Source organism: Paenibacillus sp. J2TS4 (assembly GCF_018403245.1).
In the GTDB taxonomy this organism is placed as follows: Bacteria; Bacillota; Bacilli; order Paenibacillales; family NBRC-103111; genus Paenibacillus_L.
In genome coordinates this window covers 1-24101 of the sequence record NZ_BOSH01000021.1, presented here as the reverse complement: position 1 = coordinate 24101, position 24101 = coordinate 1, and the positions used below count along the sequence as shown (strand labels likewise).

General features: G+C 46.5%; 29 protein-coding genes. 4 read left to right on the top strand and 25 right to left on the bottom strand.

The genetic code is table 11. From position 1 onward, the window contains the following. Nucleotides 1-14: 14 nt before the first annotated feature. The 12 genes from KJS69_RS27360 to KJS69_RS27305 all read right to left on the bottom strand — a co-directional run bounded on the left by KJS69_RS27360 (nucleotide 15) and on the right by KJS69_RS27305 (nucleotide 9959). Entirely contained in the window at nucleotides 15-962 is a 948-nt protein-coding gene (locus KJS69_RS27360; RefSeq protein WP_213587110.1) for a ribose-phosphate diphosphokinase, read from the bottom strand. 36 nt (nucleotides 963-998) lie between these two features. Then, a complete protein-coding gene (gene glmU / locus KJS69_RS27355) occupies nucleotides 999-2387 on the bottom strand; it encodes a bifunctional UDP-N-acetylglucosamine diphosphorylase/glucosamine-1-phosphate N-acetyltransferase GlmU (protein ID WP_213587108.1) in 1389 nt (462 codons plus the stop codon). Nucleotides 2388-2693: 306 nt separating this feature from the next. Beyond that, on the bottom strand, nucleotides 2694-2981 hold the full coding sequence (gene spoVG / locus KJS69_RS27350) for a septation regulator SpoVG (protein ID WP_213587106.1): 288 nt from the start codon (nucleotides 2979-2981) through the stop codon (nucleotides 2694-2696). A 122-nt stretch (nucleotides 2982-3103) separates the two neighbouring features. Further along, on the bottom strand, nucleotides 3104-3490 hold the full coding sequence (locus KJS69_RS27345; RefSeq protein ID WP_213587101.1) for a RidA family protein: 387 nt from the start codon (nucleotides 3488-3490) through the stop codon (nucleotides 3104-3106). Beyond that, nucleotides 3487-4323 carry a pur operon repressor gene (gene purR / locus KJS69_RS27340; RefSeq protein ID WP_213587100.1) on the bottom strand — a complete coding sequence of 279 codons (837 nt, stop codon included), beginning with the start codon at nucleotides 4321-4323 and terminating at the stop codon, nucleotides 3487-3489. Before purR ends, KJS69_RS27345 begins: the two co-directional genes overlap by 4 nt. Before the next feature lie 118 nt (nucleotides 4324-4441). Further along, nucleotides 4442-5296, bottom strand: coding sequence for a 4-(cytidine 5'-diphospho)-2-C-methyl-D-erythritol kinase (ispE, locus tag KJS69_RS27335; RefSeq protein ID WP_213587099.1), 855 nt, complete (start codon nucleotides 5294-5296; stop codon nucleotides 4442-4444). A 133-nt stretch (nucleotides 5297-5429) separates the two neighbouring features. Further along, entirely contained in the window at nucleotides 5430-5618 is a 189-nt protein-coding gene (locus KJS69_RS27330) for a small, acid-soluble spore protein, alpha/beta type (protein WP_213587098.1), read from the bottom strand. 96 nt (nucleotides 5619-5714) lie between these two features. Then, a complete protein-coding gene (veg, locus tag KJS69_RS27325) occupies nucleotides 5715-5990 on the bottom strand; it encodes a biofilm formation stimulator Veg (RefSeq protein ID WP_213587096.1) in 276 nt (91 codons plus the stop codon). Between the two features lie 314 nt (nucleotides 5991-6304). After that, entirely contained in the window at nucleotides 6305-7177 is an 873-nt protein-coding gene (gene yabG / locus KJS69_RS27320) for a sporulation peptidase YabG (RefSeq protein ID WP_213587094.1), read from the bottom strand. A 58-nt stretch (nucleotides 7178-7235) separates the two neighbouring features. Beyond that, the gene (rsmA, locus tag KJS69_RS27315; RefSeq protein ID WP_213587092.1) at nucleotides 7236-8126 is read right to left on the bottom strand and encodes a 16S rRNA (adenine(1518)-N(6)/adenine(1519)-N(6))-dimethyltransferase RsmA; all 891 of its coding nucleotides are present in this window, start codon (nucleotides 8124-8126) and stop codon (nucleotides 7236-7238) included. Continuing rightward, a complete protein-coding gene (gene rnmV / locus KJS69_RS27310; protein WP_213587090.1) occupies nucleotides 8127-8672 on the bottom strand; it encodes a ribonuclease M5 in 546 nt (181 codons plus the stop codon). A 147-nt stretch (nucleotides 8673-8819) separates the two neighbouring features. Continuing rightward, a complete protein-coding gene (locus KJS69_RS27305; RefSeq protein ID WP_249730731.1) occupies nucleotides 8820-9959 on the bottom strand; it encodes a resuscitation-promoting factor in 1140 nt (379 codons plus the stop codon). 495 nt (nucleotides 9960-10454) lie between these two features. On the opposite strand from KJS69_RS27305, the gene KJS69_RS27300 reads away from it, so the two are divergent. Both KJS69_RS27300 and KJS69_RS27295 read left to right on the top strand, forming a co-directional pair. Then, entirely contained in the window at nucleotides 10455-11207 is a 753-nt protein-coding gene (locus tag KJS69_RS27300) for an ABC transporter ATP-binding protein (RefSeq protein ID WP_213587087.1), read from the top strand. Then, nucleotides 11200-12420 carry an ABC transporter permease gene (locus KJS69_RS27295; RefSeq protein ID WP_213587085.1) on the top strand — a complete coding sequence of 407 codons (1221 nt, stop codon included), beginning with the start codon at nucleotides 11200-11202 and terminating at the stop codon, nucleotides 12418-12420. The genes KJS69_RS27300 and KJS69_RS27295 overlap by 8 nt, the downstream gene beginning before the upstream one ends. Here KJS69_RS27295 and KJS69_RS27290 read toward each other — a convergent pair. After that, nucleotides 12406-13173, bottom strand: a complete 768-nt coding sequence (locus KJS69_RS27290) for a TatD family hydrolase (protein WP_213587083.1) — start codon at nucleotides 13171-13173, stop codon at nucleotides 12406-12408. The two genes, KJS69_RS27295 and KJS69_RS27290, sit on opposite strands and share 15 nt — an antisense overlap. A gap of 47 nt (nucleotides 13174-13220) precedes the next feature. Next, entirely contained in the window at nucleotides 13221-14492 is a 1272-nt protein-coding gene (locus KJS69_RS27285) for an HD domain-containing protein (protein WP_213587081.1), read from the bottom strand. A 377-nt stretch (nucleotides 14493-14869) separates the two neighbouring features. On the opposite strand from KJS69_RS27285, the gene KJS69_RS27280 reads away from it, so the two are divergent. Next, the gene (locus KJS69_RS27280; protein ID WP_213587079.1) at nucleotides 14870-15124 is read left to right on the top strand and encodes an AbrB/MazE/SpoVT family DNA-binding domain-containing protein; all 255 of its coding nucleotides are present in this window, start codon (nucleotides 14870-14872) and stop codon (nucleotides 15122-15124) included. Nucleotides 15125-15315: 191 nt separating this feature from the next. On the opposite strand, the gene rsmI is transcribed toward KJS69_RS27280, so the two are convergent. The 10 genes from rsmI to KJS69_RS27230 all read right to left on the bottom strand — a co-directional run bounded on the left by rsmI (nucleotide 15316) and on the right by KJS69_RS27230 (nucleotide 22765). Then, entirely contained in the window at nucleotides 15316-16194 is an 879-nt protein-coding gene (rsmI, locus tag KJS69_RS27275) for a 16S rRNA (cytidine(1402)-2'-O)-methyltransferase (RefSeq protein WP_213587077.1), read from the bottom strand. After that, nucleotides 16191-16976, bottom strand: coding sequence for a tRNA1(Val) (adenine(37)-N6)-methyltransferase (locus tag KJS69_RS27270; RefSeq protein ID WP_213587075.1), 786 nt, complete (start codon nucleotides 16974-16976; stop codon nucleotides 16191-16193). Before KJS69_RS27270 ends, rsmI begins: the two co-directional genes overlap by 4 nt. Nucleotides 16977-17078: 102 nt before the next feature. After that, a complete protein-coding gene (yabA, locus tag KJS69_RS27265; RefSeq protein WP_213587073.1) occupies nucleotides 17079-17414 on the bottom strand; it encodes a DNA replication initiation control protein YabA in 336 nt (111 codons plus the stop codon). Between the two features lie 25 nt (nucleotides 17415-17439). After that, nucleotides 17440-18243: a PSP1 domain-containing protein gene (locus tag KJS69_RS27260; RefSeq protein WP_213587071.1), complete on the bottom strand. Its 804-nt coding sequence runs from the start codon at nucleotides 18241-18243 to the stop codon at nucleotides 17440-17442. 2 nt (nucleotides 18244-18245) lie between these two features. Beyond that, nucleotides 18246-19223 carry a DNA polymerase III subunit delta' gene (holB, locus tag KJS69_RS27255; RefSeq protein WP_213587069.1) on the bottom strand — a complete coding sequence of 326 codons (978 nt, stop codon included), beginning with the start codon at nucleotides 19221-19223 and terminating at the stop codon, nucleotides 18246-18248. A gap of 15 nt (nucleotides 19224-19238) precedes the next feature. Beyond that, nucleotides 19239-19685, bottom strand: a complete 447-nt coding sequence (locus tag KJS69_RS27250; protein WP_213587067.1) for a YaaR family protein — start codon at nucleotides 19683-19685, stop codon at nucleotides 19239-19241. 35 nt (nucleotides 19686-19720) lie between these two features. Then, complete coding sequence (locus KJS69_RS27245; protein ID WP_213587064.1) at nucleotides 19721-20050, bottom strand: cyclic-di-AMP receptor; 330 nt, start codon at nucleotides 20048-20050, stop codon at nucleotides 19721-19723. 18 nt (nucleotides 20051-20068) lie between these two features. After that, nucleotides 20069-20728, bottom strand: coding sequence for a dTMP kinase (gene tmk, locus KJS69_RS27240; protein WP_213587062.1), 660 nt, complete (start codon nucleotides 20726-20728; stop codon nucleotides 20069-20071). Between the two features lie 197 nt (nucleotides 20729-20925). After that, entirely contained in the window at nucleotides 20926-22410 is a 1485-nt protein-coding gene (locus KJS69_RS27235) for an aminotransferase class I/II-fold pyridoxal phosphate-dependent enzyme (protein WP_213587060.1), read from the bottom strand. A 166-nt stretch (nucleotides 22411-22576) separates the two neighbouring features. Further along, on the bottom strand, nucleotides 22577-22765 hold the full coding sequence (locus KJS69_RS27230; RefSeq protein WP_213587058.1) for a sigma factor G inhibitor Gin: 189 nt from the start codon (nucleotides 22763-22765) through the stop codon (nucleotides 22577-22579). Nucleotides 22766-22972: 207 nt separating this feature from the next. On the opposite strand from KJS69_RS27230, the gene KJS69_RS27225 reads away from it, so the two are divergent. Beyond that, a complete protein-coding gene (locus KJS69_RS27225) occupies nucleotides 22973-23494 on the top strand; it encodes a hypothetical protein (RefSeq protein WP_213587056.1) in 522 nt (173 codons plus the stop codon). A gap of 465 nt (nucleotides 23495-23959) precedes the next feature. On the opposite strand, the gene KJS69_RS30070 is transcribed toward KJS69_RS27225, so the two are convergent. After that, nucleotides 23960-24082 (bottom strand): hypothetical protein, encoded by a 123-nt coding sequence (locus KJS69_RS30070; protein WP_283777490.1) that lies wholly within the window; start codon nucleotides 24080-24082, stop codon nucleotides 23960-23962. Nucleotides 24083-24101: the final 19 nt, after the last annotated feature.

Genomic DNA, 24101 nt, shown 5'->3' with positions numbered 1-24101 from the left:
GTTCAAAACTATAGCTATTCAAATAAATTGCTGATCGATTGTTCCTCGTGCACGCGAATAATCGCTTCTCCCAGCAAAGACGCTACCGAAAGCGTCTTGATCTTACTCGATGGCTCCCGATGAAGAATCGGGATCGTGTTGGTGACCAGCAGCTCACGAATCGGAGATTCGTCAATTCTCTGCATCGCCGGGCCCGACAGAACGGCATGGGTTCCGCAAGCATACACTTCATGAGCGCCATATTCCATTAGCGCATTGGCAGCCAGCGTCATCGTACCTGCTGTATCAATAATATCATCCACCAGGATCGCCGTCTTCCCGCGGATGTCTCCGATAATGTTCATGACTTCACTAACGTTGGGCTCCGGCCTTCTCTTGTCGATAATGGCCAGCGGAGCAGTCAAATAGTCAGCCAGTCTTCTTGCTCTGACAACCCCGCCATGGTCTGGAGAGACAACAACGACGTTGCTCAATTGTTTATCCCGGAAATATTGACCGAGAATGGGAACCCCCAATAAGTGATCCACCGGAATGTCAAAGAAGCCTTGAATCTGCATCGCATGCAAATCCATAGCAATGACCCTGTGCGCACCGGCAGTTTCCAGCAGATTCGCTACCAGCTTGGCCGTAATCGGATCCCGGGATCTGGCCTTGCGATCCTGTCGGGCGTAGCCGTAATACGGGATAACTACATTAATGCTCTTGGCCGACGCCCGTTTGAGAGCATCCGTCATCACCAAAACTTCCATCAGGTGGTCATTAACCGGACTGCATGTTGACTGGATTAAAAAAACGTTCGACCCCCGCACGCTTTCCTCGAGCTTGATTTGGATTTCCCCGTCGCTGAAGCGGACGATATCCGCGCTTCCGAGGGGAACATCTACATAATCAGCAATTTCCTGAGCTAGCTGGGGATTGGAATTACAAGTAAATATTTTTAACTTTGGATCGCAATATGGCATTTCTAGCCGTTCCTCCTTGGCAGACCGGTTCTAGTCTTATTTGCTGTTTCTCGCTTGGATGCGGCTGCGCAGTTTATCGGCATAGCCGGACTTGTTTACTTGTCTTTCTCTGGCGATTGCCAGATCGCCTTCCTCCACGGGAAGGGTAATGGTCGATCCGGCCACAACATAGGCTCCTTTGCCCACTTTGACAGGGGCGATCAAATTGACATTGCTGCCGATGAACGCCTCGTCCTCCACTTCGGTCAGATGCTTTTTTAAGCCATCATAATTGACCGTAATCGCTCCACAACCAATATTAACATTTTTTCCGATCACTGCATCGCCTACATAGCTCAAATGAGATACTTTGGTTTGGTCGCCAAGTGTGGCATTTTTGATTTCGACGAAATCGCCGACTTTAACCTCTTCACCGAGCTTGGCTCCGGGACGCAAATAGGCGAACGGACCAACATGGGAATGATTCCCTACCTCGGCCTCCTGCAGAACGGATTGCCTGACCGTGACACCCTCCCCGAGAATCGAATGTTCAATTTCGGAATAAGGACCGATCACACAATCTTCACCGATTTTCGTTGTTCCTTTCAATACCGTTCCGGGAAGAAGAACGGTATCTTGACCTATTTCCACATCGGAGCCGATATAGGTTTGTTCCGGGTCCAGTATCGTCACTCCATTCAACATATGATGACGAAGGATCCGTTCTCTCATTAGTTTTTCGGCTTCAGCCAATCCTATCCGGTCGTTGATGCCGACCGCCTCGGCAGGATCTGAAGTATTGTATCCCATAACGGTCTCGCCCTCGGCCTTCAATATTCCGATTACATCCGTTAAATAGTATTCCTTCTGGGCGTTGTTATTTGTTACCTGATTCAAGGCTTGAAATAATTTCTGATTATCGAATAAATAAGTTCCCGCATTAATCTCCTGGATTAATAATTGAGCCTCCGAGCAATCCTTCTGTTCGACAATGCCGGCTACCGCTCCTTGATCGTCTCTCGTAATCCGGCCGTATCCGCTTGGGTCGGCCATGGTAGCGGTCAGGATGGTGGCTGCGGCCTGCTGTTCCAGATGCAGGCGAATCATCTCCTTAAGAGTCTCCTCTTTCACCAGAGGCGTATCCCCGCATATAACGATCGTCATCCCTTGCTCATGCTCAAGGAGGGGCTTGGCTTGCAGCACCGCATGACCGGTACCGAGCTGTTCAGCCTGGAACACATACTCGGCACGGTCTCCTAAATAAGCTTTAATTTCATCCGCTCCATTGCCTACTATAGCTACTTTGCGATTGGTTTCTATTCCATCCAACAAGTCGAGGACGTGACCTACCATCGGCTTGCCACAAACGGGATGAAGCATTTTATACAGCTTGGACTTCATCCGTTTACCTAAACCGGCTGCCAGAATAATGCTGTTAATCTGCAAATCAGATCACTCCATGTTTTTTATAAAGTTCACTATATATACGTGGCATTAAAGAAAGCTGTCATTCCGTTCCGAAGGAAAGTGCCTCCGAAGCTTCAAACATCTTGTTTTGTATTCCCTTTATTGGTTAGGCCTTCGGATGGTAGGAATACAAAGCCAAAACTCGCCCTGGAAGCATCTTTCTTTCTCCACTACATGAGCTATGAAATCTTTATTGCCGACACTATAGAATATAGCTCACTTTGTGCAAAAAGAAAAGAGAGCCCTTTAAACAGGCTCTCTTCACGTGGCAGGCGTAAGGATAACTTACGCCCCTTCTTCTATTACTTGTTCTTCCTCAATGGCCGCTCTTTCATACTCGGCCAAAACTGCGGCCTGAATTTTCTCACGAGTGGTCGAAGAAATCGGATGGGCGATGTCACGGAACTCCCCATCAGGCGTACGCTTGCTAGGCATAGCTACGAACATCCCGTTGTTTCCGTCGATGACACGAATATCATGAACAACAAATTCGTTGTCAATCGTAATCGATGCAATCGCCTTCATTCTTCCTTCTGTGTTGACTCGGCGGAGTCTTACATCTGTAATTTGCACTTCAAGTTTCACCACCTTTTATCATCAAAAAGACTTGGTATACACTTCCACATTATGTTGGAAAATCCTTCTTTTGATTGATAAAAAAATGGTATTTTCTAAAATAAATTTCCATTAAATTATTATTCGACACCAATCGCTACAATCAGTTCGATTTCGACAAGGACATCCTTGGGAAGCCGGGCTACCTCCACGGTGGAGCGGGCCGGCTTATGATTGCCAAAATATTCAGCGTAGATCTCATTAACCTCTGAGAACTGTCCCATATCCTTCAAATACACTGTTGCTTTTAATACATGCTGAAGGTCTGCTCCAACTTCCTCCAGCACCGCCTTTAAATTTTGGAAGACCTGATGAGTCTGCTCTTTAATTCCCCCTTCTACGATCTGCCCATCCAGACCTAGAGGAATTTGTCCTGAAGTGAACAACACGTTTCCAAACTGAACCGCTTGAGAGTAGGGACCGATTGCGGCCGGCGCTTTCTCGGTTGCAATGAGGATCGGTTTCATTTCATCACGTCCTTATCATCAAAATAATTTCCAGGTACGGCGGTCAATCGCCTTGATTTGATATCGACGCCGGATAGTCTGGCTAAAGACACATAGTCTGTTACAAGCCTTTCCTGCACATCCTCCGACTCCACCAAAACTCCTACGCCCTGAACAGTCGCCTTGAACTCCTGTAGAAGATCCATCATTCCCTGGACGGTCCCGCCAGCCCGCATAAAGTCGTCAATGACCAGCACCTTGGACTGCTCCTTCAACGCCCTTCTTGCCAAAGACATCGTCTGTATTCTCCTGCTTGAGCCCGAAACATAGTTGATGCTGACCAGCGAGCCTTCTGTCACTTGACTGTCCCTTCGAACGATGACCACTGGCAAATTCAAATAAGTGGCCGTTGCATAAGCTAGCGGAATTCCTTTCGTCTCTACAGTCATAACCACATCAATGTCCCGGTCGGCAAAAGCGGTAGCAAATAATTTACCGACATCATTCATAATGGACGGCTCGCCCAAAATATCGGACATATATAAATACTCTCCCGGAAGAATACGCTCCGGTTGTTCCAGCATTACGCATAGTTTGCGAATCAATTCTATAGCAGCCGATTTAGGATACTTGGGGATGAATCTAACGCCCCCGGCCGCTCCCGCCAATGTATGAAGTTCTCCGATGCCTTCGGCTTCAAACACTTCTTTAACGATCGCCAAATCTTCACTAATGGATGACTTGGCCGCTTGATAACGTTCGGCAAAAGTGGTTAATGGAATCAAGGAATGAGGCCGATAAAGCAAGTATTGCGTCATTTCCACCAATCTTGCACTGCGTTTTAATTTTCTCATTACACACCTCTAACCGTATATTCAACGAATCGGTATTTTATACCATATTCCGAAAAACCGAATATTAATAATAAATATACCATTTTTATACGTATTTATACAAGTGAAGTTAAGGGTGTTATATTAATAGCCGCACAGCATACACTTCTTTACAAAAGCCTCTTAAGCCGTTATAAATCTTCGCCGCTTTAGAGTATTTCGATACTAGCCCGAATACCGTCGGACCGCTTCCCGACATCAGAACGCCATCCGCGCCTAGTCGTTCCATGCTTTGTCTCAATTGCCTCACTTCCGGGAACAAGTCAAGCGTCACCTCTTCCAGTACATTTCCCAGCGAGCGGCACATCAGATCAAATCGGCCCGTACGAATCGAATGCACCATTGCGGGGATAGAAGGATGGTTCTGGATTTCAGACACTTTCAGCTTTCCATAAACTTCCCCCGTAGAAACATTGATGGGCGGTTTGGCCAGGATCACCCAGCATTGCGGTGGAGAGGGCAGCGGCTCCAACCGCTCACCCCGTCCGCTGGCAAGAGCCGTGCCGCCTTGGACACAGAAAGGAACATCGGAACCGAGCTGGGCCCCCAGCTCCATTAACTCCTGGTTGGAGATATTCAGCTCCCACAAACGGTTCAATCCCCGCAAGGTAGCCGCCGCGTCACTGCTACCGCCGGCCAGACCGGCAGCGACAGGTATTTTTTTATCCAAGTGAATGTAGACGCCTCTGCGCACGTCATAGCGTTCTTTAATTAGCCGGGCTGCTTGAAAGGCAAGGTTTTTCTCATCGAGAGGAATGTATCCCGCCTGGCTGGAGATGATGATCGTATCTCTGGAGAGCTCCTGCATTTCCAATCGGTCCGCTAAGTCAACCATCGTCATAACCATTTCCACTTCATGATACCCATCTTCCCGCTTAGATAATACATCCAGCGACAGGTTGATTTTAGCCGGTGCTTTTTCAAATACTTTCATGCGTTCACCTTCTTCGCATTTACCGTAGACAGCTTAACATATTATAACAATGGCTGAACCAAAAAAAAAGCCGGGAAGGCCATGCTTCCGGCTTATGCAGAGAACGTCGTCTCAGAGGCAAAATAAATAGCGGCTAGCGTTTCGGGTTGGGCCCTCCGGTTGCCTGCTCAGCGATTTGAATTGCCCGCTTAATCATGTTACCGGCATCCTTGGTTCGTATTCCGCCCCAGCCCTCTTCTTTCACTGTGTTGTAGAAGCCAAGATCCTTGGCCAATTCATATTTGAATTCCTCGGACATGACACCTCGTCTTCTGCGTCCCATCAGTTCAACCTCCTTTCGGTTTTAGTTTATTATGTGTCATCCGAGAAAATAAAAAACAGCAAAACCGATGGGGGTTTGCTGTCAAATTCCGTGCGTTCAATGTTGTATATAAGAGATGCGGAGTTGTCCTTCATCTTGACAGACGGTTACTTCCACGGACTCCGTCAGTATATCCGCATAACTATAAGATACTCGTTTAAAAGCATGCTGTTCTTGATCAAGCTTCACGATAAAAACAGAAGGGTAGGTCTCTTCCAGAACTCCGGATCGTTCAATGGTCTTTCGCCGACCACCGTTTGCACGCAACACAATCTTCTGCCCAACATGGGGCTCTAAACTGCGTCTGATCTCCAATAGCGCATTTTTAGCCATTGTAAGCTACCACCTCTTTCCTTAGTCCATTATAACTCAAGATGGGCAGCTTGTCAATTAAGGGTAAATATTATATCAGCATGACAAATATATTGTCAACGGTTAATTTGACCTTTTGTTATTTTATCCCTGTCAATACGTCTCAATAAATTTAGCTATAGTATGGGTTATTTATTAGTAATTATGTTACGAATAGACGACATGATGCCCTGCCAACTATTTCAAGCCGCAGTCAGGGCAGGCCAAACAAAAAAAGCACCTTTGATCAGGTGCATTAGAATGAAAATGGCAAGAAGTTGAAACAAACATACTTTTTAAGCTTCGTAGTTTGACTTCAGGTCAGGCAAGCCTAATCTGAAGCTGCCTCGGGTTTCGACGCCGCCGAGGCCTTCCAACCCGGACTGAGTTTGATGAATTATATCACCTATGTGAATCGTGTCCTTAATCGAGGTAAAGGACACCCGCGCAGCGACTATCAGCGGGTCCAGAGCATGAATTAATATTCGGGACGGCGAGCTGGCAAAATTGGCACCGGCTAATAACAGAGCTTCGTAGTGGGACTGACACGCGCCCGCGACAACCACTAACGAGTCCCGGTTTCGTTCATACTGTCTGGCAATTTTTACAGCCTTGACAAAATTCTGGGAGTTTTTATAATTATTCAGATTCATTACATCCGGATTGCCTTCACTTTTGACTAATCCATCATGTCCGGTTATAACGACAATATCAGGCTGAGTTTGCGGAAGCAGCTTATAGAGCGCCGAAGGCATGGCGGACTCATGAACGTGTACTCCTTCAGCGGGCACCCGAAGCTGTTTGTAAAGCTGCATGCTCTTTTTCAGATACCGAAGGTCTCCATCCATATGGAGCACCTTTCCCGGCAGCTCAAAATAGGATCGGGCATGGCGAGCTTTGTTGTGGGCTCCGCGGGTGCTGTTTTTCTTTTGCATTTGTTTATACTGCGCATCAAACCGACGTACGGATTCATCCGCGCTTCGTTGAAAAGTTTCTTCCTGCTGATAAAATCTTGCGGAATCGACTAACTCCAAATCTTCCCACGGAGAATCGGCCAACAGCCGGTAATTGATCCCTTTTAACCACGTCTTGTATCGATTCATAGCTTCGATTCTGAAGATGATGTCTCCGCCGTAAGATTTCCTCGTGACCAGATCGCCTTGCTTCATCGCCAAATCCCCTCCTCGACTATCTTATGGCCGGGATGGGCTTTTGGTGTATATGAACTTACAAAGAGCCCCGGATTTGGTTACTGAGACGGGCATATTCGTGAATAGACAGGGTTTCTCCACGCCGTGTGGGATCAATTCCTGCGCTTTCCAGAATCTTTTCCAGCCGGGCCCGTTCTCCCTTGCCATAGAATCTGGCCAGCAGATTGTTAGCGATCGTTTTCCGCCTCTGAGCAAAAGCAGCCTGTACCACCTCGAAGAAGAAAGCCTCGTCCTCCACCTCGACCGGAGGCTTGTCCCTCACTTTTAATTTGATCACGGCAGAATCAACATTAGGCTGCGGAATAAACACGGAGTGAGGAACGACGGTTACCAGCTCAGGCTCGCAATAGTAGGCTACGGCAATACTCAGGCTGCCATAATCTTTAGTTCCCGGATCGGCCGCCATCCGATCCGCCACTTCCTTTTGAATCATCACGACAATATTTTGCAGCGGCAGTCTTTCCTCAAGCAGCTTCATCACGATAGGAGTCGTCACGTAGTAAGGCAGATTGGCAACGACGCTTATTCGCTCGCAATCCCCCAGGTATTCTGTTAGCAATTCGTTCAGGGACAGCTTCAATACGTCTCCGTGTACGATCTTGACATTGGAATAAGGTGTTAACGTCTCTCCAAGAATAGGAATCAGGCGCTGATCAATCTCGATAGCTAGTACATCCCGGGCCTGCTTAGCCAACTGCTCGGTTAATGATCCGATGCCCGGTCCAATTTCCAGCGCACCGTCCTTTGGTCCCAAATCCGCAGCCCCGACAATTTTGTGCAAAATATTTCGGTCTACCAAAAAATTTTGTCCCAAACTTTTTTTAAATGAAAATCCGTAACGGGCTACAATCTCTCTCGTCCGATTTGGCGTGGAGATGTCCCCGCCCATCTGTTGTTGTTTATCCATCTACAACCCTCTTCTGGCTAATTCTTCGATAGCCTGATTAAATTCAGCCCGACTTATTTGGAACATCCGGCAGCGCTTGTGAAACTGCTTACCGTTAGCATAGCCTATCCCAAGCAGCTTCCCTGCCTCCAGCCGGCGTTTGGACGCTTGAGGATGGACGATCAGCCCGGCCTCTATAAGATCCTGCCAGGTGATGTTCGATTCCTTCTGGTTGAAGTCGGTCTTAACATTATCCAGCGCATGGCGAATCGCTTCCGGAGAAGCATTCTCCACACCGATGTCGTCCTTGTATAAGGCGTCCTCCCGATTAAGAAATGCATGCTTGCAGCCGGGGACTCTGGCCGTAATGAGTCTTCTCAGCTTTTCGCCTGCGTGGTCCGGGTCAGTCAAGATGATAACGCCTCTGCGTTGTTGAGCCAGCTCGATCCTGCGGTAAATCTCTTCGTTAATAGCAGACCCGCCCGTCTCGATCGTATCTGCCTCCACCGCTCGCCGAATGGCTGCCGTATCGTCCTTGCCTTCTACCACAATTAACTCTTTAATCACCCTGTCACCCTATTTCTGGCCAGTTTCAAAGTATATGGATTTCGCTTGAAACTGCCGATAACATGCAAAAAGAAGAGGGGTTCCTCCTCTTCTTGTCATACATAATTGTCTTTTATTTTATACCACTAATCGGTTAAAAAACCAAGTCTAATCCGTAGCCGGTTTCTTAGGCCCGATTACGTAAACGGTATAGCCCCGCTTAACACCAAATTTGTTGGCATAAGATTCGCTCTCGAAGTAAACGTCGATCTTATTTCCTTTAACGGCACCGCCAGTATCCTCCGCCCGGCGATATCCGATCCCTTCAATATAGACCCACCATCCCAGAGGGATAACGCTCTTGTCAACAGCAATCGTCCGGCCTTCAGTAACCGTTGTTCCTGACGCTGTAATGCCGTAGCCCTCATCCCCCGGGCTTTTGCCTGTGGACTCAGCACCTGCTGTATAGGCCGTAAGAGTGACGTTGTTCAAAACTTTGTTATATTGAACCGGCCCGCCGTCATCCGGAATAAACTCGCCGCCTTCCGGTGCGGCCGATAAAGCAACGACAGGATTTTTAACACCAATCGCAATGACTTTATTGACGCTTTCCTCGACAATGGATTCGCCCACGACACTCTGCGCGACCAACTGTCCGTCTTCAAAAACCTTCTCGGTCTGAACCAGCTTGCTGCCTTCCTTCCCTTCCTGAACGACCTGCTCTTTTCCTTTGAGCAAATTGGCGTCATCCTGGGTTACGGTCTCAAACGCAACCGGTACAGTTTGTTCTTCGATCTGCTTGGTTACACGAATAATCTGAATATCCGTGCCCGCAAGGAGCTCACTATCTATGGCGGGAATAACTTTATCTACTTCCCCAACGAATATATTTAAATCTTCTAACGCACTGGCAACCGTTTTTCCGGTTGTATACAATGTTTTGGTCTCCCCATCAGCTGTAACCAGAACAGGCTGCGTATGATCAATCGCAAATTGATCGCCGTTCTTGATTTGGGTATCGAGATCCGCTGAAACGCGGTCATATTCATCTACAGGTATGGCTTGTTCTTCCAACAGCTTGCTCAAGACCCACTGTTTAGTTTGAACGGTCTTCTCTTCCCCGTTAATTACCAAAGAAACGCTTTTGGTTGCCGTACCGTATAACAACATGAAAAACATGAAAGTCAATGCGAATGAAGCTAATGCAGTTAAAGTTACCAAACGCAGGTTTTCATGCTTCCAACGCAATGCGAAGGACATGCTGGATGATCGTTTTACATGGGTGTTCTCAACCTGGATTGCGCCCACTTCTTCGGTCCTCCTTCAAAGCCCCGCCGTCGACTGTTATGCATGAGTAAGATCTGACGCGACTAAGATAATTGGATTTCGTTAATCAGCCGTAATTTCCCTTTCGTTGACAAGTCCACACTGCGGCGTCCTTGACTTGGCTTTCCCCCCTTTAGACAAAAATCTATGTCAGACTTCGGAATTGTATCCATAATTTATTTTCAGTCTTTAGAAATTCGGCGATCACTTTAAGCTTTCATGAAAGTTATCATACGCTCTACCGATCAACCTTGTAAAGAGCAAAGGCCCCATGTAAAAATTCGTTTTATCGCTGAATTTAACCTAATTCATCCAATTTTTGAACATAACCCATCTATCTCTATCTATTCTTCATGGTTATCTCACTATTTTTCGATAATTCGTTTGTGATTAGGAAATAGACCCCCTTCGGTTTATAATAAACTCAGACAAGAGACGATTATATTTTACATATTATGGTAAAAAGGAGTGGGAGGTTTGACGTCCATTTTAACCCTTGAAAATCTTTCCGGAGGGTATTTTATCCACAGGCCCGTCCTCAAAAATATTTCCTTTTCTGTGAATAAAGGGGAAATGATTGGATTGATCGGTTTAAACGGAGCTGGTAAAAGCACGACAATAAAACATATTTTGGGCTTGCTCAAACCGCAAAAGGGCAGCATTCGAATTCAGCAGCAGACTTTGGCTGAGGCCCCGGAAGCTTACCGTTCCGCGTTCGCCTATGTTCCGGAAAGCCCTGAATTGTATGAAGAATTGACAATTAGGGAGCATCTGGAGCTGACCGCTCTCGCTTACGGACTGTCGAAGGAGGATTTTGAGCAAAGATCGCAAGCCTTGCTGGAGTTGTTCCACATGAAGGAAAGAGCCGGGTATTTTCCATCGCACTTATCCAAAGGAATGCGTCAAAAAGTCATGATTATGAATGCCTTTTTAGTTGAACCGCCGCTTTATATCATTGACGAACCATTTCTTGGATTGGATCCGCTCGGGATTCGCTCACTGTTGGATTTAATGGTGACATTCAAGCAGGTGGGGGCCAGTTTTTTGATCAGCTCTCATATCCTCTCGACGCTTGAAAAATATTGCGACCGTTTTCTCGTCCTTCATGAAGGAGTTATCCTGGCCTCGGGGACGCTTGTCGAATTAGGGGAAACGGCAGGGCTGCCGGGCGAATCACTCGACGATATCTTCTATAAACTGATTCAAAACGGGGGAATCAACCATGATTAATCCCGTTCAGCTATGGGGAAGCAGGCGCCGGGCCTTCTGGAAGGAGGCAGCCTATTATTGGAGTTATGTTGGAAGAAGCCTGAGTCAAGGTTTCTTGTTCTTTGCGCTTATTGGAGGAATGTATGTTTACATCCAGTGGCTTGAAACATTGCCAGAGAACTTTGCATATTATTGGCTGGTTGTCCCCCTTATCACCTGGCCGATCGCACACAGTCCGATTCGGACCTTTCTGCAGCAAGCCGATCGGGTGTTTCTGCTTCCGGCGGAAAGCCGCATTGGCACCTATTTTAACCGAGCGCTGCGGTACAGCTTTCTTTGGCAGGCCGCTGCTGCCATCCTGATGACTCTGGTGCTATGGCCGCTTTATAAAATTGCCAAGCCAGAAGCTCCGATTTTTCTACTGCTCGTCGGATTTTTATTGCTGGTTAAATGGGGGAATTTATTGGGAAGCTGGCAAGAAGGCAAGGTTGTTCATAAGCGCTCTCGCTGGATCGTTCGATGGGTCAGATGGATAGCTTCAGCCAGTGTCGTATATACCTTATATGAACAAGGAGTTCCTGCTGCAGGATTGCTCAGTCTGGTATGGATCGTTATTCTGTGGATCGCCTACAGAAAGATGTCCCAATACCCCGTTCCCTGGGAATATCTTATTCAAAAAGAACAAGCTCACAAATCGATGCATTATTTGTTTTTTAGCTGGTTTATTGAAGTGGAGCATCTGCCGAATCGTGTCAAACCGCGGCGTTGGCTGACGGCTGTTACTTCGCGCTTTCCATTTCATCCTAAGTCCACATATTTATATTTATTTACGAAGACTTACATCCGCTCGGAAACGGCAAGCATAGCTATAAGATTAACCCTGATCGGCGCTCTGCTCCTTATTCTACTCCCGAATCCGATTTGGAAAACCGCCGCATTCGCCGTATTTGTATGGATGTCATGTGTCCAGATGTCTTCCCTGGATCAATACCATCGGTATACGTTCTGGCTAAAGCTGTATCCGATAAGCCCCGGCGACAAAAAATCGGCGATCATTCGCATCTCTTTTGCCAGCCTGCTGGGCCAAACCTTGCTTCTTAGTGCCGTCCTCCTGTGGCAATGCGAAGCTGTCGGATATTCCTGGGCCATGGTCGCCATTATGCTGATGTTCATCAGCATGTACTGCTTCATCGGAATGCGCAAAAAGCTGAAGCGGACGTCACTTCAGCTTTAGCAAGCGAATAGCGTTAGTTGTCGTGATTTCGGCTATTTCTTCCAGCGCGATTCCTTTCAACTGCGCAGCGGACTCGGCCACCAGCCGGACATAAGCCGATTCATTCCTCTTCCCCCGATATGGATGGGGAGCCAGATAGGGACAATCCGTTTCAATCAGCAGTCGATCGAGGGGCACCTTCTCCAGCACCTCCTTCGGCTGCTTTGCGTTTTTGAACGTAATCGGGCCGCCAAAAGAAATATGGAAGTTCATATCCAAGCATAATTTTGCCGTTTCCCAGCTTCCCGAGAAGCAGTGCATAATGCCGCCTACTTCCGATGCCTGCTCCTCTCGCAAAATTCGAACGATATCCGCATGGGCATCGCGATTATGGATGACAATCGGCAGCCCCACTCTACGCGCCAATCGAATCTGCTCTCTAAATACTTGCTCCTGTGTTTCTTTAAAGGATTTGTCCCAATAATAATCGAGCCCAATCTCTCCTATGGCTACGACTTTCTCATGACTGCATAAAGCTTCGATCCATTCCAAATCGTCCGGTTTCATGTCCTTGGCGTCCTGGGGGTGCCAGCCGACCGTCGAATAAATAAAGTCATACTTTTCTGCGAGTGCCAAGGAGGCGGGAATCGTTTCCCGATTAAAGCCTACATTGACTATTCTCGTGACTCCGTGTTCCACGGCCCTCGCAATGACCTGATCCCGGTCTTCGTCAAAATTTTCACTGTTAAGATGAGCATGAGTATCCGTTAGCATATTGTTCTATTTCTACTCCTTTCTTGACTCTGCTTCGGACCGCCTTATTAGCGGTCCGGATTTAATAACCTTCTAATGGACTCCGGCGCTTCCTTGAAAGAACGCAGCTCCCCCGGAAAATACAATTGGTTCTGCCCTCTGCGGATTCCGCTGATCGACCGAACGATATCGGATCGAGTCGATATTTCACTCAAACCTTTATGCTCGTCCAGCAACAATATAGGCAGATTCTCCTCCATTTCTCCAGGTAGGTACACATCATAAGGCATATCCTGAGGAAAATCAATTTCGACATAATAGTCGGGACTCCATCCGAGCTTGCCCATCCAGTTCTTTAATTCCTCTATTAATTCCTCGTCTTCTTTCTTGACCGAAACATATTTAAATAAATGACGGTTCAAAAAACGCGAGCATAAATCCGAAAGCACTTCATCGTTCTCCTCACTCCAATACATCAGAACGGTCTGCATAAGCGCTTCATCCAAATAATAATACTCGTTTACCGATATATTTTTCTCAAAAAGAGACGGAATCGGTTTCGGCATGAAGCGAAATGGGTATCTATCCTCGAATAACCTTTTCGCACGCATCAATATTTTATCCAACAAGATTTCCGCACTGCGAGTAACGGGATGGAAGTAAATCTGCCAGTACATCTGATACCTGGACATCAAATAATCTTCCACGGCATGCATCCCGCTTTCTTTAATGACGAGATGTCCTTTGTAGGGCCTCAGCATTCTAAGAATTCGTTCAATGTCGAAAGTGCCGTAATTGACGCCCGTATAATAAGCGTCTCTTAATAAATAGTCCATTCGATCAGCATCCAATTGACTGGACACTAAGCTGATCACTATTTCTTTTGTATACGATTTGTTGATTACCGCCGCCACTTGATCGGGAAAGCGGGAATCCACTTGGCGCAGTACTTCGTTGATCTCGGTGTTTCCAAGCAGGATTCGGCAAGTCCACTCCTCGTGGTTCATGGAGAATGCTTTTTCTATAGAATGAGAGAAGGGACCATGACCTAGATCGTGGAGCAGTGCCGCGCACAGACAGAGCAGCCGTTCATCACGCGGCCAATCGGGGTAACGATTTCGTTCGAATAAAGAGATGATTTTGCGTGTAATCTCATAGACTCCGAGAGAATGGGAAAATCGGCTGTGCTCCGCCCCATGGAAAGTTAAATAAGAGGTGCCCAGCTGCCGTATCCGACGAAGACGCTGAAATTCTTTCGTATTGATTAAATCCCAAATGGTCTTGTCTTGCACGTAAATATATTTATGGACCGGATCCTTAAACACTTTTTCTTCCTTCATCTCCCGGCTCCTCCTTTGAATTTCGAATAGAAAGAACTATTTTGACTGAAATTCGACAAAGTCGTCAGGAGTTTGTCGAAAAATATATAAAAAATCGGATAACAAAAGGAATTTCGTCGCTCCAATTATTTCCTTAATTATCTCAAAAAAGTGAGAAAGTTAACAGCGAAGTCAAGAGAAATATGATCCACACCCTAAAATTTAGGCCATTTTTATACATATTCAAACTAGTAACTATCATTAGGTCCATTTCTTACCTTTAAATGGAAGAAATAGTCATACAAATCTAGTTGACTATTATGGGAAGAGTTGGTATTATAGAAAAGTAAAATAATGTCGAATAATGACGATTAATATAATGTGAGGTGAAGTTTCCAATGATGAAATCTACCGGAATTGTAAGAAAAGTTGACGAACTGGGACGCGTTGTTATTCCAATAGAACTTCGCCGTACTCTAGGAATCGGAGAAAAGGATGCTTTAGAGATTTATGTCGACGGCGAAAGAATTATGCTCAAAAAATATGAGCCGGCGTGCATCTTTTGCGGTAATGCCGAAGACGTAACTTACTTTAAAGGAAAAATTGTTTGTCATAATTGTGTAACAGAAATGCCTGCACCTGTGACAAAATAAAAATTATGTTGTATAATAGGTATAATCAATAATTTGTTAATTCTAACCTTTTCATATCTCCTCTAATCCCTAAGTGTAGAAGCATTATATAGGCCTGCCGCTTAGGGATCTTTTTTTCCGTTTTTTATGTCATCATGAGAAAATGTACTCTCACCTTAACGTGTTTCTTCTATTATAATAGAGTTCGTTTTTTAATCCTGTATTAATTGATTGTAGACTTCCCGTTTGGGCACTCCTCGATCGAGCGCCGCTTTTTTGATGGCTTGCTTGCGATCGACTCCTTGCCGCACGTAATGTGCCACATGCTCCTCCAGCGTCATTTCTTTCCACCATGCCTCTTCCTCAGCAGCCTCCAGGCTAGCCTGCTCACTTCCTCCAACAACTATGCAATACTCCCCTAAAGGAGACACTTCGCTTACATGCTTGATGCAGTCCTCTAGACGGCCCCTTGCCACTTCCTCGTATTTTTTCGTTAATTCCCTTACTAAAGCGATTTCCCGGTTCCCCCATACCTCTAACATCAGCCCGAGAGTTTTGGCGATTCGATAAGGAGATTCGTAGAACAGCAATGTCGCTTGTACCGATTTCCATAGAGTAAGCTCTTTCACTATTCCTTTGCGATCCCTCGGGAGAAAACCGACAAAAACAAACTTATCTGTCGGCAATCCAGACACAATCAAAGCCGAAAGGGCGGCATTAGCCCCCGGAATCGGGACTACCGGGATTTGCTGCTCTATAGCTGCCCGAACCAACTCGTAGCCAGGGTCGGAAATAGCCGGCAGCCCTGCATCGGATACCAAAGCGACGGATTCGCCTTGCTCCATCCTGCGGATCAGCTCTGCCCCACTGGCTTCTTTATTATGCTCATGATAACTGACCAGCCGATTAGTAATTTCAAGATGGGTCAGCAGCTTGCGCGTTTGACGGGTATCCTCCGCCGCTATCCAATCGGCTTCCTTCAATATTCGAACCGCCCGATACGTAATATCCTCCAGATTGCCTATCGGTGTCCCCACCAGGTATAGGGTCCCCGCTTTTCCTTCCTGTCGAAAGCTCTGCTGAATATTCATGCTTCCTCTCCTCTGTCCGCTGCCTTCTCCACTTCCGTGCTCTGGCTTCCGTAATAGATTTCCATTAATTCCTCACAGTAATCATTGTTATCGTTATAAACAATTAGCGGAGGCAGCAGCTTCACCTCCGGCCGACCATCGCGAATCGCTTCTATTAATACCATGTTGCTCTCCTCTCCTTGCCGAGGGTGGACAAACCGAATCCGCTTCGCTTCGAGCCTATATTTGCTCATCGCGTGTAATATTTCCACCAGCCGCGACGGACGATGAACCATCGCTACCTTTCCTCCCGTTCTCACTAGCCGACTGCAGGCCGCCGCCACGTCATCCAACGTGCAATAAATTTCGTGGCGCGCCGCCGCCACATGAGGGTTCAAATTCTGATCGCCGGTATTGGCTTTCATATAGGGAGGGTTCACCGTAACCAAATCAAACTTCCCGTATCCGAAATGCTCGTGGATCCCCCTTAAATCTCCCTGTACCATATGTACCTGTGATTCCAGTTGGTTAAGCCGTACGTTACGCTTCGCCATATCCGCCAGCCGCTCCTGGATTTCCACTCCCCATAGGCTGGCTTTCGTACGGGTAGTCAGCAGCAAAGGGATAACGCCATTGCCTGTGCATAGATCTATAATTTTCCCCCGAGGAGGCACGGAACAAAACCGGGAAAGCAGGACGGCATCCATCGAAAAGCTGAACACTTCCCCGCTCTGAATAATTTTTAAATCATTTGTTAATAAATCATCCACTCGTTCTTCGGGCTGGAGCACTATCGATTCCATCACTATTTCCTTTCTTACCAAATTTATTGGACATTATTCTTTATTAATATAAATAGCCCTGTGGCAAAAAAACCGCAGAGATGAGACATCTCTACGGTTCGTTCATTTATTCAAAAAAGATAAGCAGAACAAGCAGTCTCCTTCATTGCGAAGGTGTCCGTAATAAATGTTGCATATATGAAAGCCTTCATAGTAAAGCCTTGCCAAGTTATCGTAGCCTTCCCCTATGACTGGCGTTTCTTTCCCTTCTTGATGTTTGGCTTCATTAGAAGCGTCTTTTTTTAATAACTTCCTAAACTGTTGATTTTCGTTCGTCAAACGGTGATTTTCTTCCATTAAAAGGACAAGCTGTTTCTTCAAGGAACCGAGGTCGGCCAGAGTCGAACCCAGTCGTTCTTCCATCTGCTCAATTTGTAAAAAAAGTTCTTTTTTGTCCACGGTTTCACCCCGACGTTCAAATCCGCTATTCCTGTTCGACAACGTCTTCCGAAGGAAGGTCCAAAATTCTATTCTGTTCGAACAGTTGAACTTTAATTAGTTTCTCATTGGCTTTAATACTTAGTACTTTGCCGCTTCCGTAGGAGGTCATTACGATCTTCCCAACCTTCGGGAGCTCATCCTTCACACTTTCGTAATTATCATGCTCATACTTCAAGCAGCACATTAATCTTCCGCACAATCCGGAAATTTTGGTCGGATTTAAAGATAAATTCTGATCCTTCGCCATCTTGATGGACACCGGTTCGAAATCTCCCAGAAAAGAGGAACAGCACAAGATTCTTCCGCAAGGGCCAATGCCTCCAAGCAGCTTCGCCTCATCCCTGACTCCAATTTGCCTTAGTTCTATACGCGTCCGGAATATACTCGCCAAGTCTTTGACCAATTCGCGGAAATCCACCCGGCCTTCTGCCGTAAAATAGAAAATGATTTTATTGCGGTCAAACGTATATTCTACATCAACGAGCTTCATCTTCAACTGATGCTCTTTAATTTTATCCTGACAAATTCCAAAAGCGTCTTTAGCTGCCGTTTTATTACCTTGCACCAATTCCGCATCTCGATCATCCGCGATGCGAATGACTCTCTTAAGGGGCAAAACGACGTCATTCTCGGGAACCTCCCGCTTACCGATGACGACCTTGCCATATTCCAATCCCCGAGCCGTATCTACAATGACATTGTCGTCTTTAGCGATAGGCAAATCAATAGGATCAAAATAAAATATTTTACCCGCTTTCTTAAAGCGGACACCCACTACTGAATACAAAGCTACCCCCCCTGTAAGTCAATCATCCATTTTTCGAGCGTTAGCTGGGGATTGGCGTGAAACCTGATCCGTTTCCGGACTTCAACCGCCCGCTCCATTCCTTGAATCCAATATTCCACCTCTCGGCTCAGGGCCAGTGGAGACATCCAGTCCGTCTGATCTATATAAACTAAATTTTCTTTATGTCCGCAGCGCAAACGAACCATATCTTTTAACCATAACATCCACAGATCGATCAAGGTTTCCATATGTTCAGCAAGGTTAGCTTTAAACACTTTCTGCTGTAATGTAATCATGGCCGATGGAAGCTTCGTCAACGATTCCTTGGCCAGCTGCAAGACCGTATTCCTTGCTTCTGCGAACCAGTCGGCGGCGGCCAGTTCCCTCGCCGCTTTCAAACCGGCGGTCAGATGTACCGCAGAGGACACCAAAGTGGGCGGCAATCCCTCCTCTTTGAGTATAGCAGACATTTCTAGGGGATTCATCGGAACAAAAGAAATCCACTGAGCCCTGGACTGAATCGTCGGCAACAAAGCATGTCCATTCTCCGTGATCAGTACAGCCACGATCTTCGTGATAGGTTCCTCCAAAAATTTAAGCAAACTGTTTGCCGCTTGGATCGTCATTCGATCCGCTTCATTCAGAACATAAATTTTCGTATGGGCAGCGGTCGCACGATAAGCGAACTCCTTCTGCAGCTCACGAATCTGATCGATTTTGATCGATGCGCCATCCGGCTCTATCCAGACCAAGTCGGGATGGTTATTATGCTCTACCTTGCGGCAGTTGAGACATTGTCCACAACTATCGTCGATCTGTTCCGTACAATAAATGGCCTTCGTAAGCGCCGTCGCCATTTCTCTGCGTCCTGATCCTGCCGGACCGCTAAATATATAAGCGTGGGATAATCGTCCCGTCCGCAATCCATTCTGTAATATTCTTTTTGCTTGAGCCTGTCCGGCTATCGCTTCAAAGGACAATGGCCTCGCCTCGTTTCAATAGAGGAGATTGATGAGCATGCCGCGAATTTCCCCTATTTTATTCAACAGCTCGATCTTACCGTTCTCCTGCTCCAGCAGTTCATCAGCCATAGACAGGAGAACGGCGTCAATCTCCTCTAATAGTTTATAACGTTTGGCCCGACCTCTGCGGTCCCATCCCTTGGATTCTTTGAGATGGACGCCACGCCGGGCTGTCTCTTCCAGAAACTTCTTGACGAGCAGCTTATACTGACGCAGCTCTCTAAGCGTCATCGACTTCGAAAGACGCTCGCCCTGCAGTTGGATTTGATCCATTATCCGTTGCAATTCGTCTGATGTAGCTTGTTGATCATGTCTCCGCATAAATTCGGAGAAATGCTTAGGCTGAATCTGTTGGTTCATCGACTGATCCAGTGGCTTGATATCTTTAGCGAGAGGTCGCATGCCCGGTATAATCTTCATCCCGTCAGACCTTCCTTAATGCGGAAACTTACCGCTTAATAATGTTCGAATCTTTCCACCTGGATTACGAAGACAGCAGCTCCACCCACTTGTACTTCCACAGGAAATGGAATATAGGAATCCGTCGAGCCTCCCATGGGCGATACAGGAGTGACCAGTTGGTCGCGGACCTTGCAGTTTGCTTTAATGACTTTCATTACTTCCGGGACCCGATCATCCTCAATCCCAATCATGAAGGTGGTATTCCCTGCCTTAAGAAATCCTCCCGTACTCGCCAGCTTGGTGGCGCGGAAGCCTTCTTTAACCAGGGCGTTAGACAGTCGGTTGCTGTCCTTGTCCTGAACTACGGCAATAACAAGTTTCATAGTTATCCCTCCCTATTATTATACCCTAACTTTGGAGTCGGGGTGTATAAGCTTTTCAAAATCTTCGGCAATTTCATCAGCTATCTCCTGCAGGGGCCTATCTGCTTGTATTAACCGAATTCTTTCCCGATTCGATTCAGCAACCGCCAGAAATCCCTTCCTCACCCTCGCATGATATTCGTTGCCTTTCAATTCAATTCGGTCCAGCATTGGACCGCTGCCTCCAGAGCTTCTATCGAGCAATCTCTGCCGGCTTACCTCGACGGGAACATCTAGCATATAAGTTCTTACAGGCTGCAATCCTCCGCTGGCAAATTGGCTTATGGCCAGAACTGTTTGCAGATCAAGGCCAAGACCATATGCTTGGTATGCAACGCTTGCGTCAATATACCGATCACACAACACGATACGCTTCTGCTCGAGTGCAGGGATAATTTTCTCATGAACGTGCTGGGCCCGTGCAGCGGCGTACAGGAGCACTTCCGTTTGATCGATCATCTCCTCATTATCCGGAGATAACAAGATTCGACGAACTTCATCACTGATCGGGGTTCCTCCCGGCTCACGGGTTACTACGACGTCATATCCTTTGCTATGCAATCGTTCGGCGAGCATTTTAAGCTGTGTCGTTTTGCCGGATCCGTCCGGACCTTCAAAAGTTACGAATATTCCTTCCACTGAAATCCTCCCGGTGACTATAAACAAAAAGTAGTATAATCGTTATTTTTTATAATATTTCCGCTAAGCGTCAGATCATTTATAAAATTGCTGTACTTGCTTATTCTCCGTACTCCCTGCTCTGCTAAACAATGTTGACTGGATTAAATTCATCACCTATTGGGCTTATATACCCTATGCAGCTATCTTCTCAATGGTTAATGATCTTTTACAACTTTTAGAGTGGACAGCTTTCGATCCGATATTCCTTGAAATCGAGCTCCCGTTGCAGCGAGAACCTGCAAATAATCTGTTGTTTCTTTAAGAATCGGTTCTCCCGGATATAATACCGGTATCCCAGGAGGGTAAGGAATCACCATTTCAGCGGAGCGAAACCCGGCTGTCTCCTCAAGCGGAAGCGTTCGAACATGATCAAGTAGCAGCGAATGGTCTAGGTCGAAGGGAATGGGCTGAGAAATAGGTGGCATTGGAGGGGCTACCCTATTATTCGCCAAAGCCAGTGGATTTTCCTTCTCTTTTAGCCCTAATTTGTCGTTAATATCTAATAAAGCGCTCAACAAATGGTTTACGTCCCTGGGCTCGGAAGCCAAACTGAATAGCAGAAGAACATGGCGGGGGTCGGCCATTTCCGTCATGCAGCCTCTCTGCTCTAGCTGCTGCTGCAAATCAAATCCGGATAAAGTCCCGATTCGGTCCCACAGCGTTATTTTAAAAGGGTCCAGGGCAGCATAAACTTCATTTTTATGACCGCTTACAACACCAAAAACGTCTAGGGAGAGTATGTGCTGCCGTAATTCCTTGACGCATTGAAGTCCCGGTGTGAACAGCTCGCTCCCTTTCGATTGAAGCATACTCCGACTGAGATCCAAGGAAGCCATAATCGGATAAGATGGGCTGGAGCTCTGCAGCATAGACAATCTGCCGGAAATTTGATTAGGATCAATTCGGGTGGAGCGCACATGAAGCATCGCCCCCATGGTTAACGCGGTCAGCATTTTATGGCTCGACTGAACGACCGCGTCAGCCCCCACGGATAAAGCGGACCGAGGCAGCTCCGGATGAAAGCCAAAGTGTGCTCCATGAGCTTCATCCACCAACAGCGGAATTCCCCTGGAATGAACCAGACGGACCGTCTGCTCCAAATCCATCGCCATTCCATAGTAATTTGGGTTGGTGAGGAAAACAGCCTTGGCTTGGGGGTACCGATCCAGGGCTTCCACAAGGTCTTTATTGGAAATTCCGGCGGCCAATCCAGTTTCCGGGTCCGATTGCGGGGCTACAAACACTGCCTTGGCCCCCGCGATCATCAAGCCGTGAATGACAGACTTATGAACGTTTCTCTGCACGATAAGGATATCTCCCCGACCGCAAACCGCTGTAATCATGGCCAGATTTCCTACCGTGCTTCCATTAACAAGAAAAAAAGTCCGATCCGCCCCAAAACAATCGGCAGCCAAATCCTGAGCCTCCTTAATCACTCCCTCGGGCTGGTGAAGATCGTCCAGACCAGTGATCTCGGTGTAATCAATAGACATCACCTGTTCAAGCATTCCTTTGAATTGTGCGGGAAGAGCCCGGCCTCCTTTATGCCCGGGGACATGGAAACTAGAATTTCTTTGAAAATGACAGCCTAACAAAGTTTCATATAGCGGTGCATGAACTATCTCTTTTTTAACTGACAAGGTTGATCCTCCATCCAATACGCTTCATCCTTAACTATCGACGGAATCGATGCCGATCGCCTATCCCTATTCAAGAAAAAAGAAGAATAAGCTTAACACTTATTCCCCTTTACTATATGAAAAAAAGCTTTGATAATAAAGCTTTTTTTGCGCTCTTATCGAAGATTTATGCGTCTTTGCGATACCATAGCTGCCTAAGCTGATGAATGAAAAAAGGATACTTCTCATCCTGCACATCAGTATGAACGATCTCTTCCTCACAGGTCGCACATATAAATTGTGTAATAATTCGAATGCCTTCCTCTTTAGGCTGTTCGCAAATGATGCATGTCGACTGCTGTTTGGCCTCCTCCATCCTCCCCACCCCGCTTCTCGTTTTCTATCAGTATACCCTAAATGAAAACTCTTAAAACGCTATCCGCTATTTTGCTTTCTTTATTGTTATGTACTTCTACGCGCGGTGGTGTCTGTACTTCTGGATAAACAAGCTCTTTTTCTTTATTCCTAATTCCAATATACTATTATTATAGTGCAACTAAGGGGATCTCATTGGGGGACTGGCATGAACAAGGGACTATCAAAAGAGGCTACGATTTACAATTATGCGCTGTTGAAGAAATGCGGCCTTGGAAAAATTTATTCTTCTATTTACATAATATTGCTGCTGGTATGGGGGATTGTCGGCTTAATGTGGCACTATAGCGGTACGATTACTCTGCTGCTAGGCTTGCCGGTTTTTCATTATTTATACTATATTCTCATTCGGCTGTTGATTCGATTTACTTCCAGAACAGCGGAGTTTACTTGGGTTTGGAAAAAGGACCTTCTATGGAACGGGTATCTCCCTGAGAGCTATATCCGGATTCAGCGATTATTATCCATCCACTTACATCTGCTCGTGATTGGCACGGCTATTATTGGAATAGCATATGTCTGGGTACCTGGTTCTGTATTCTTCACTCTCCTTTACATTCATTGTTGGTTGCTATTACCTAGAATTGGGCTGCTCCTAAAACTGAAAAAAATAAATTCCACCGGTCTGGTCAAAATTTCCGGAAATGAGCTGTCGCTTTATTCCACTTGATCCATCAGGGGCCATGAAGAAAGAGGAGCTTCTTTTCTTTGGCACTTAGATTAAGGGGAGAACTAAAAGTCCAAGGAAATGCGGTACTACAACAGCATTCATTTCGCTTTTTCAAACTGAGGAACTCCTCGAAAAGTTCAATGACATGCAGGAGATCGGGTAAGTTCACATGAAATCGGTAAACTAAAGAAGACACGCAATCGTACATGTCCAACCCCATCAAAATCTGAAAACCAGGCAAAGGCTTATTCAAATGAACTTTTGCGTTACATTAGCTGTTTTCCTCTGAGAACCTGCCGAAGACTTGTACTTTTGCAGGCTTTCCCCGATCTTTCCGAAAGGCGGCTTCTTTCCATATTGTCGGTTGTTCCATATCGTTTTATTCAAGCCTTGGTCTAATCATTAAGAAATGCGGACACCGGCCATCAAAGAACCAAACATAAAGAAAAAAGCCCCACCGGCATCCTAGCCGGCAAGGCTTATTCGCTTGGCCACGTCCTTCCGCACCGGTTGAGCCACTTCTCGAATCACTTCGAGGTCGGCATCGGAAACCACTGCTTGGGTCGAGCTAGCTTCTTGACATTTCATCGATCAAAGATTCCGCATA

Excerpts from the sequence above, each read along its gene's own strand:
- KJS69_RS27360 (WP_213587110.1), bottom strand. The coding sequence starts at position 962 with ATGCCATATTGCGATCCAAAGTTAAAAATATTTACTTGTAATTCCAAT.
- KJS69_RS27345 (WP_213587101.1), bottom strand. The coding sequence starts at position 3,490 with ATGAAACCGATCCTCATTGCAACCGAGAAAGCGCCGGCCGCAATCGGT.
- purR (WP_213587100.1), bottom strand. The coding sequence starts at position 4,323 with ATGAGAAAATTAAAACGCAGTGCAAGATTGGTGGAAATGACGCAATAC.
- ispE (WP_213587099.1), bottom strand. The coding sequence starts at position 5,296 with ATGAAAGTATTTGAAAAAGCACCGGCTAAAATCAACCTGTCGCTGGAT.
- KJS69_RS27330 (WP_213587098.1), bottom strand. The coding sequence starts at position 5,618 with ATGGGACGCAGAAGACGAGGTGTCATGTCCGAGGAATTCAAATATGAA.
- veg (WP_213587096.1), bottom strand. The coding sequence starts at position 5,990 with ATGGCTAAAAATGCGCTATTGGAGATCAGACGCAGTTTAGAGCCCCAT.
- yabG (WP_213587094.1), bottom strand. The coding sequence starts at position 7,177 with ATGAAGCAAGGCGATCTGGTCACGAGGAAATCTTACGGCGGAGACATC.
- rsmA (WP_213587092.1), bottom strand. The coding sequence starts at position 8,126 with ATGGATAAACAACAACAGATGGGCGGGGACATCTCCACGCCAAATCGG.
- KJS69_RS27295 (WP_213587085.1), top strand. The coding sequence starts at position 11,200 with ATGATTAATCCCGTTCAGCTATGGGGAAGCAGGCGCCGGGCCTTCTGG.
- KJS69_RS27290 (WP_213587083.1), bottom strand. The coding sequence starts at position 13,173 with ATGCTAACGGATACTCATGCTCATCTTAACAGTGAAAATTTTGACGAA.
- KJS69_RS27285 (WP_213587081.1), bottom strand. The coding sequence starts at position 14,492 with ATGAAGGAAGAAAAAGTGTTTAAGGATCCGGTCCATAAATATATTTAC.
- KJS69_RS27280 (WP_213587079.1), top strand. The coding sequence starts at position 14,870 with ATGATGAAATCTACCGGAATTGTAAGAAAAGTTGACGAACTGGGACGC.
- rsmI (WP_213587077.1), bottom strand. The coding sequence starts at position 16,194 with ATGAATATTCAGCAGAGCTTTCGACAGGAAGGAAAAGCGGGGACCCTA.
- KJS69_RS27270 (WP_213587075.1), bottom strand. The coding sequence starts at position 16,976 with ATGGAATCGATAGTGCTCCAGCCCGAAGAACGAGTGGATGATTTATTA.
- KJS69_RS27250 (WP_213587067.1), bottom strand. The coding sequence starts at position 19,685 with ATGAAGATTATACCGGGCATGCGACCTCTCGCTAAAGATATCAAGCCA.
- KJS69_RS27245 (WP_213587064.1), bottom strand. The coding sequence starts at position 20,050 with ATGAAACTTGTTATTGCCGTAGTTCAGGACAAGGACAGCAACCGACTG.
- KJS69_RS27230 (WP_213587058.1), bottom strand. The coding sequence starts at position 22,765 with ATGGAGGAGGCCAAACAGCAGTCGACATGCATCATTTGCGAACAGCCT.
- KJS69_RS27225 (WP_213587056.1), top strand. The coding sequence starts at position 22,973 with ATGAACAAGGGACTATCAAAAGAGGCTACGATTTACAATTATGCGCTG.
- KJS69_RS30070 (WP_283777490.1), bottom strand. The coding sequence starts at position 24,082 with ATGAAATGTCAAGAAGCTAGCTCGACCCAAGCAGTGGTTTCCGATGCC.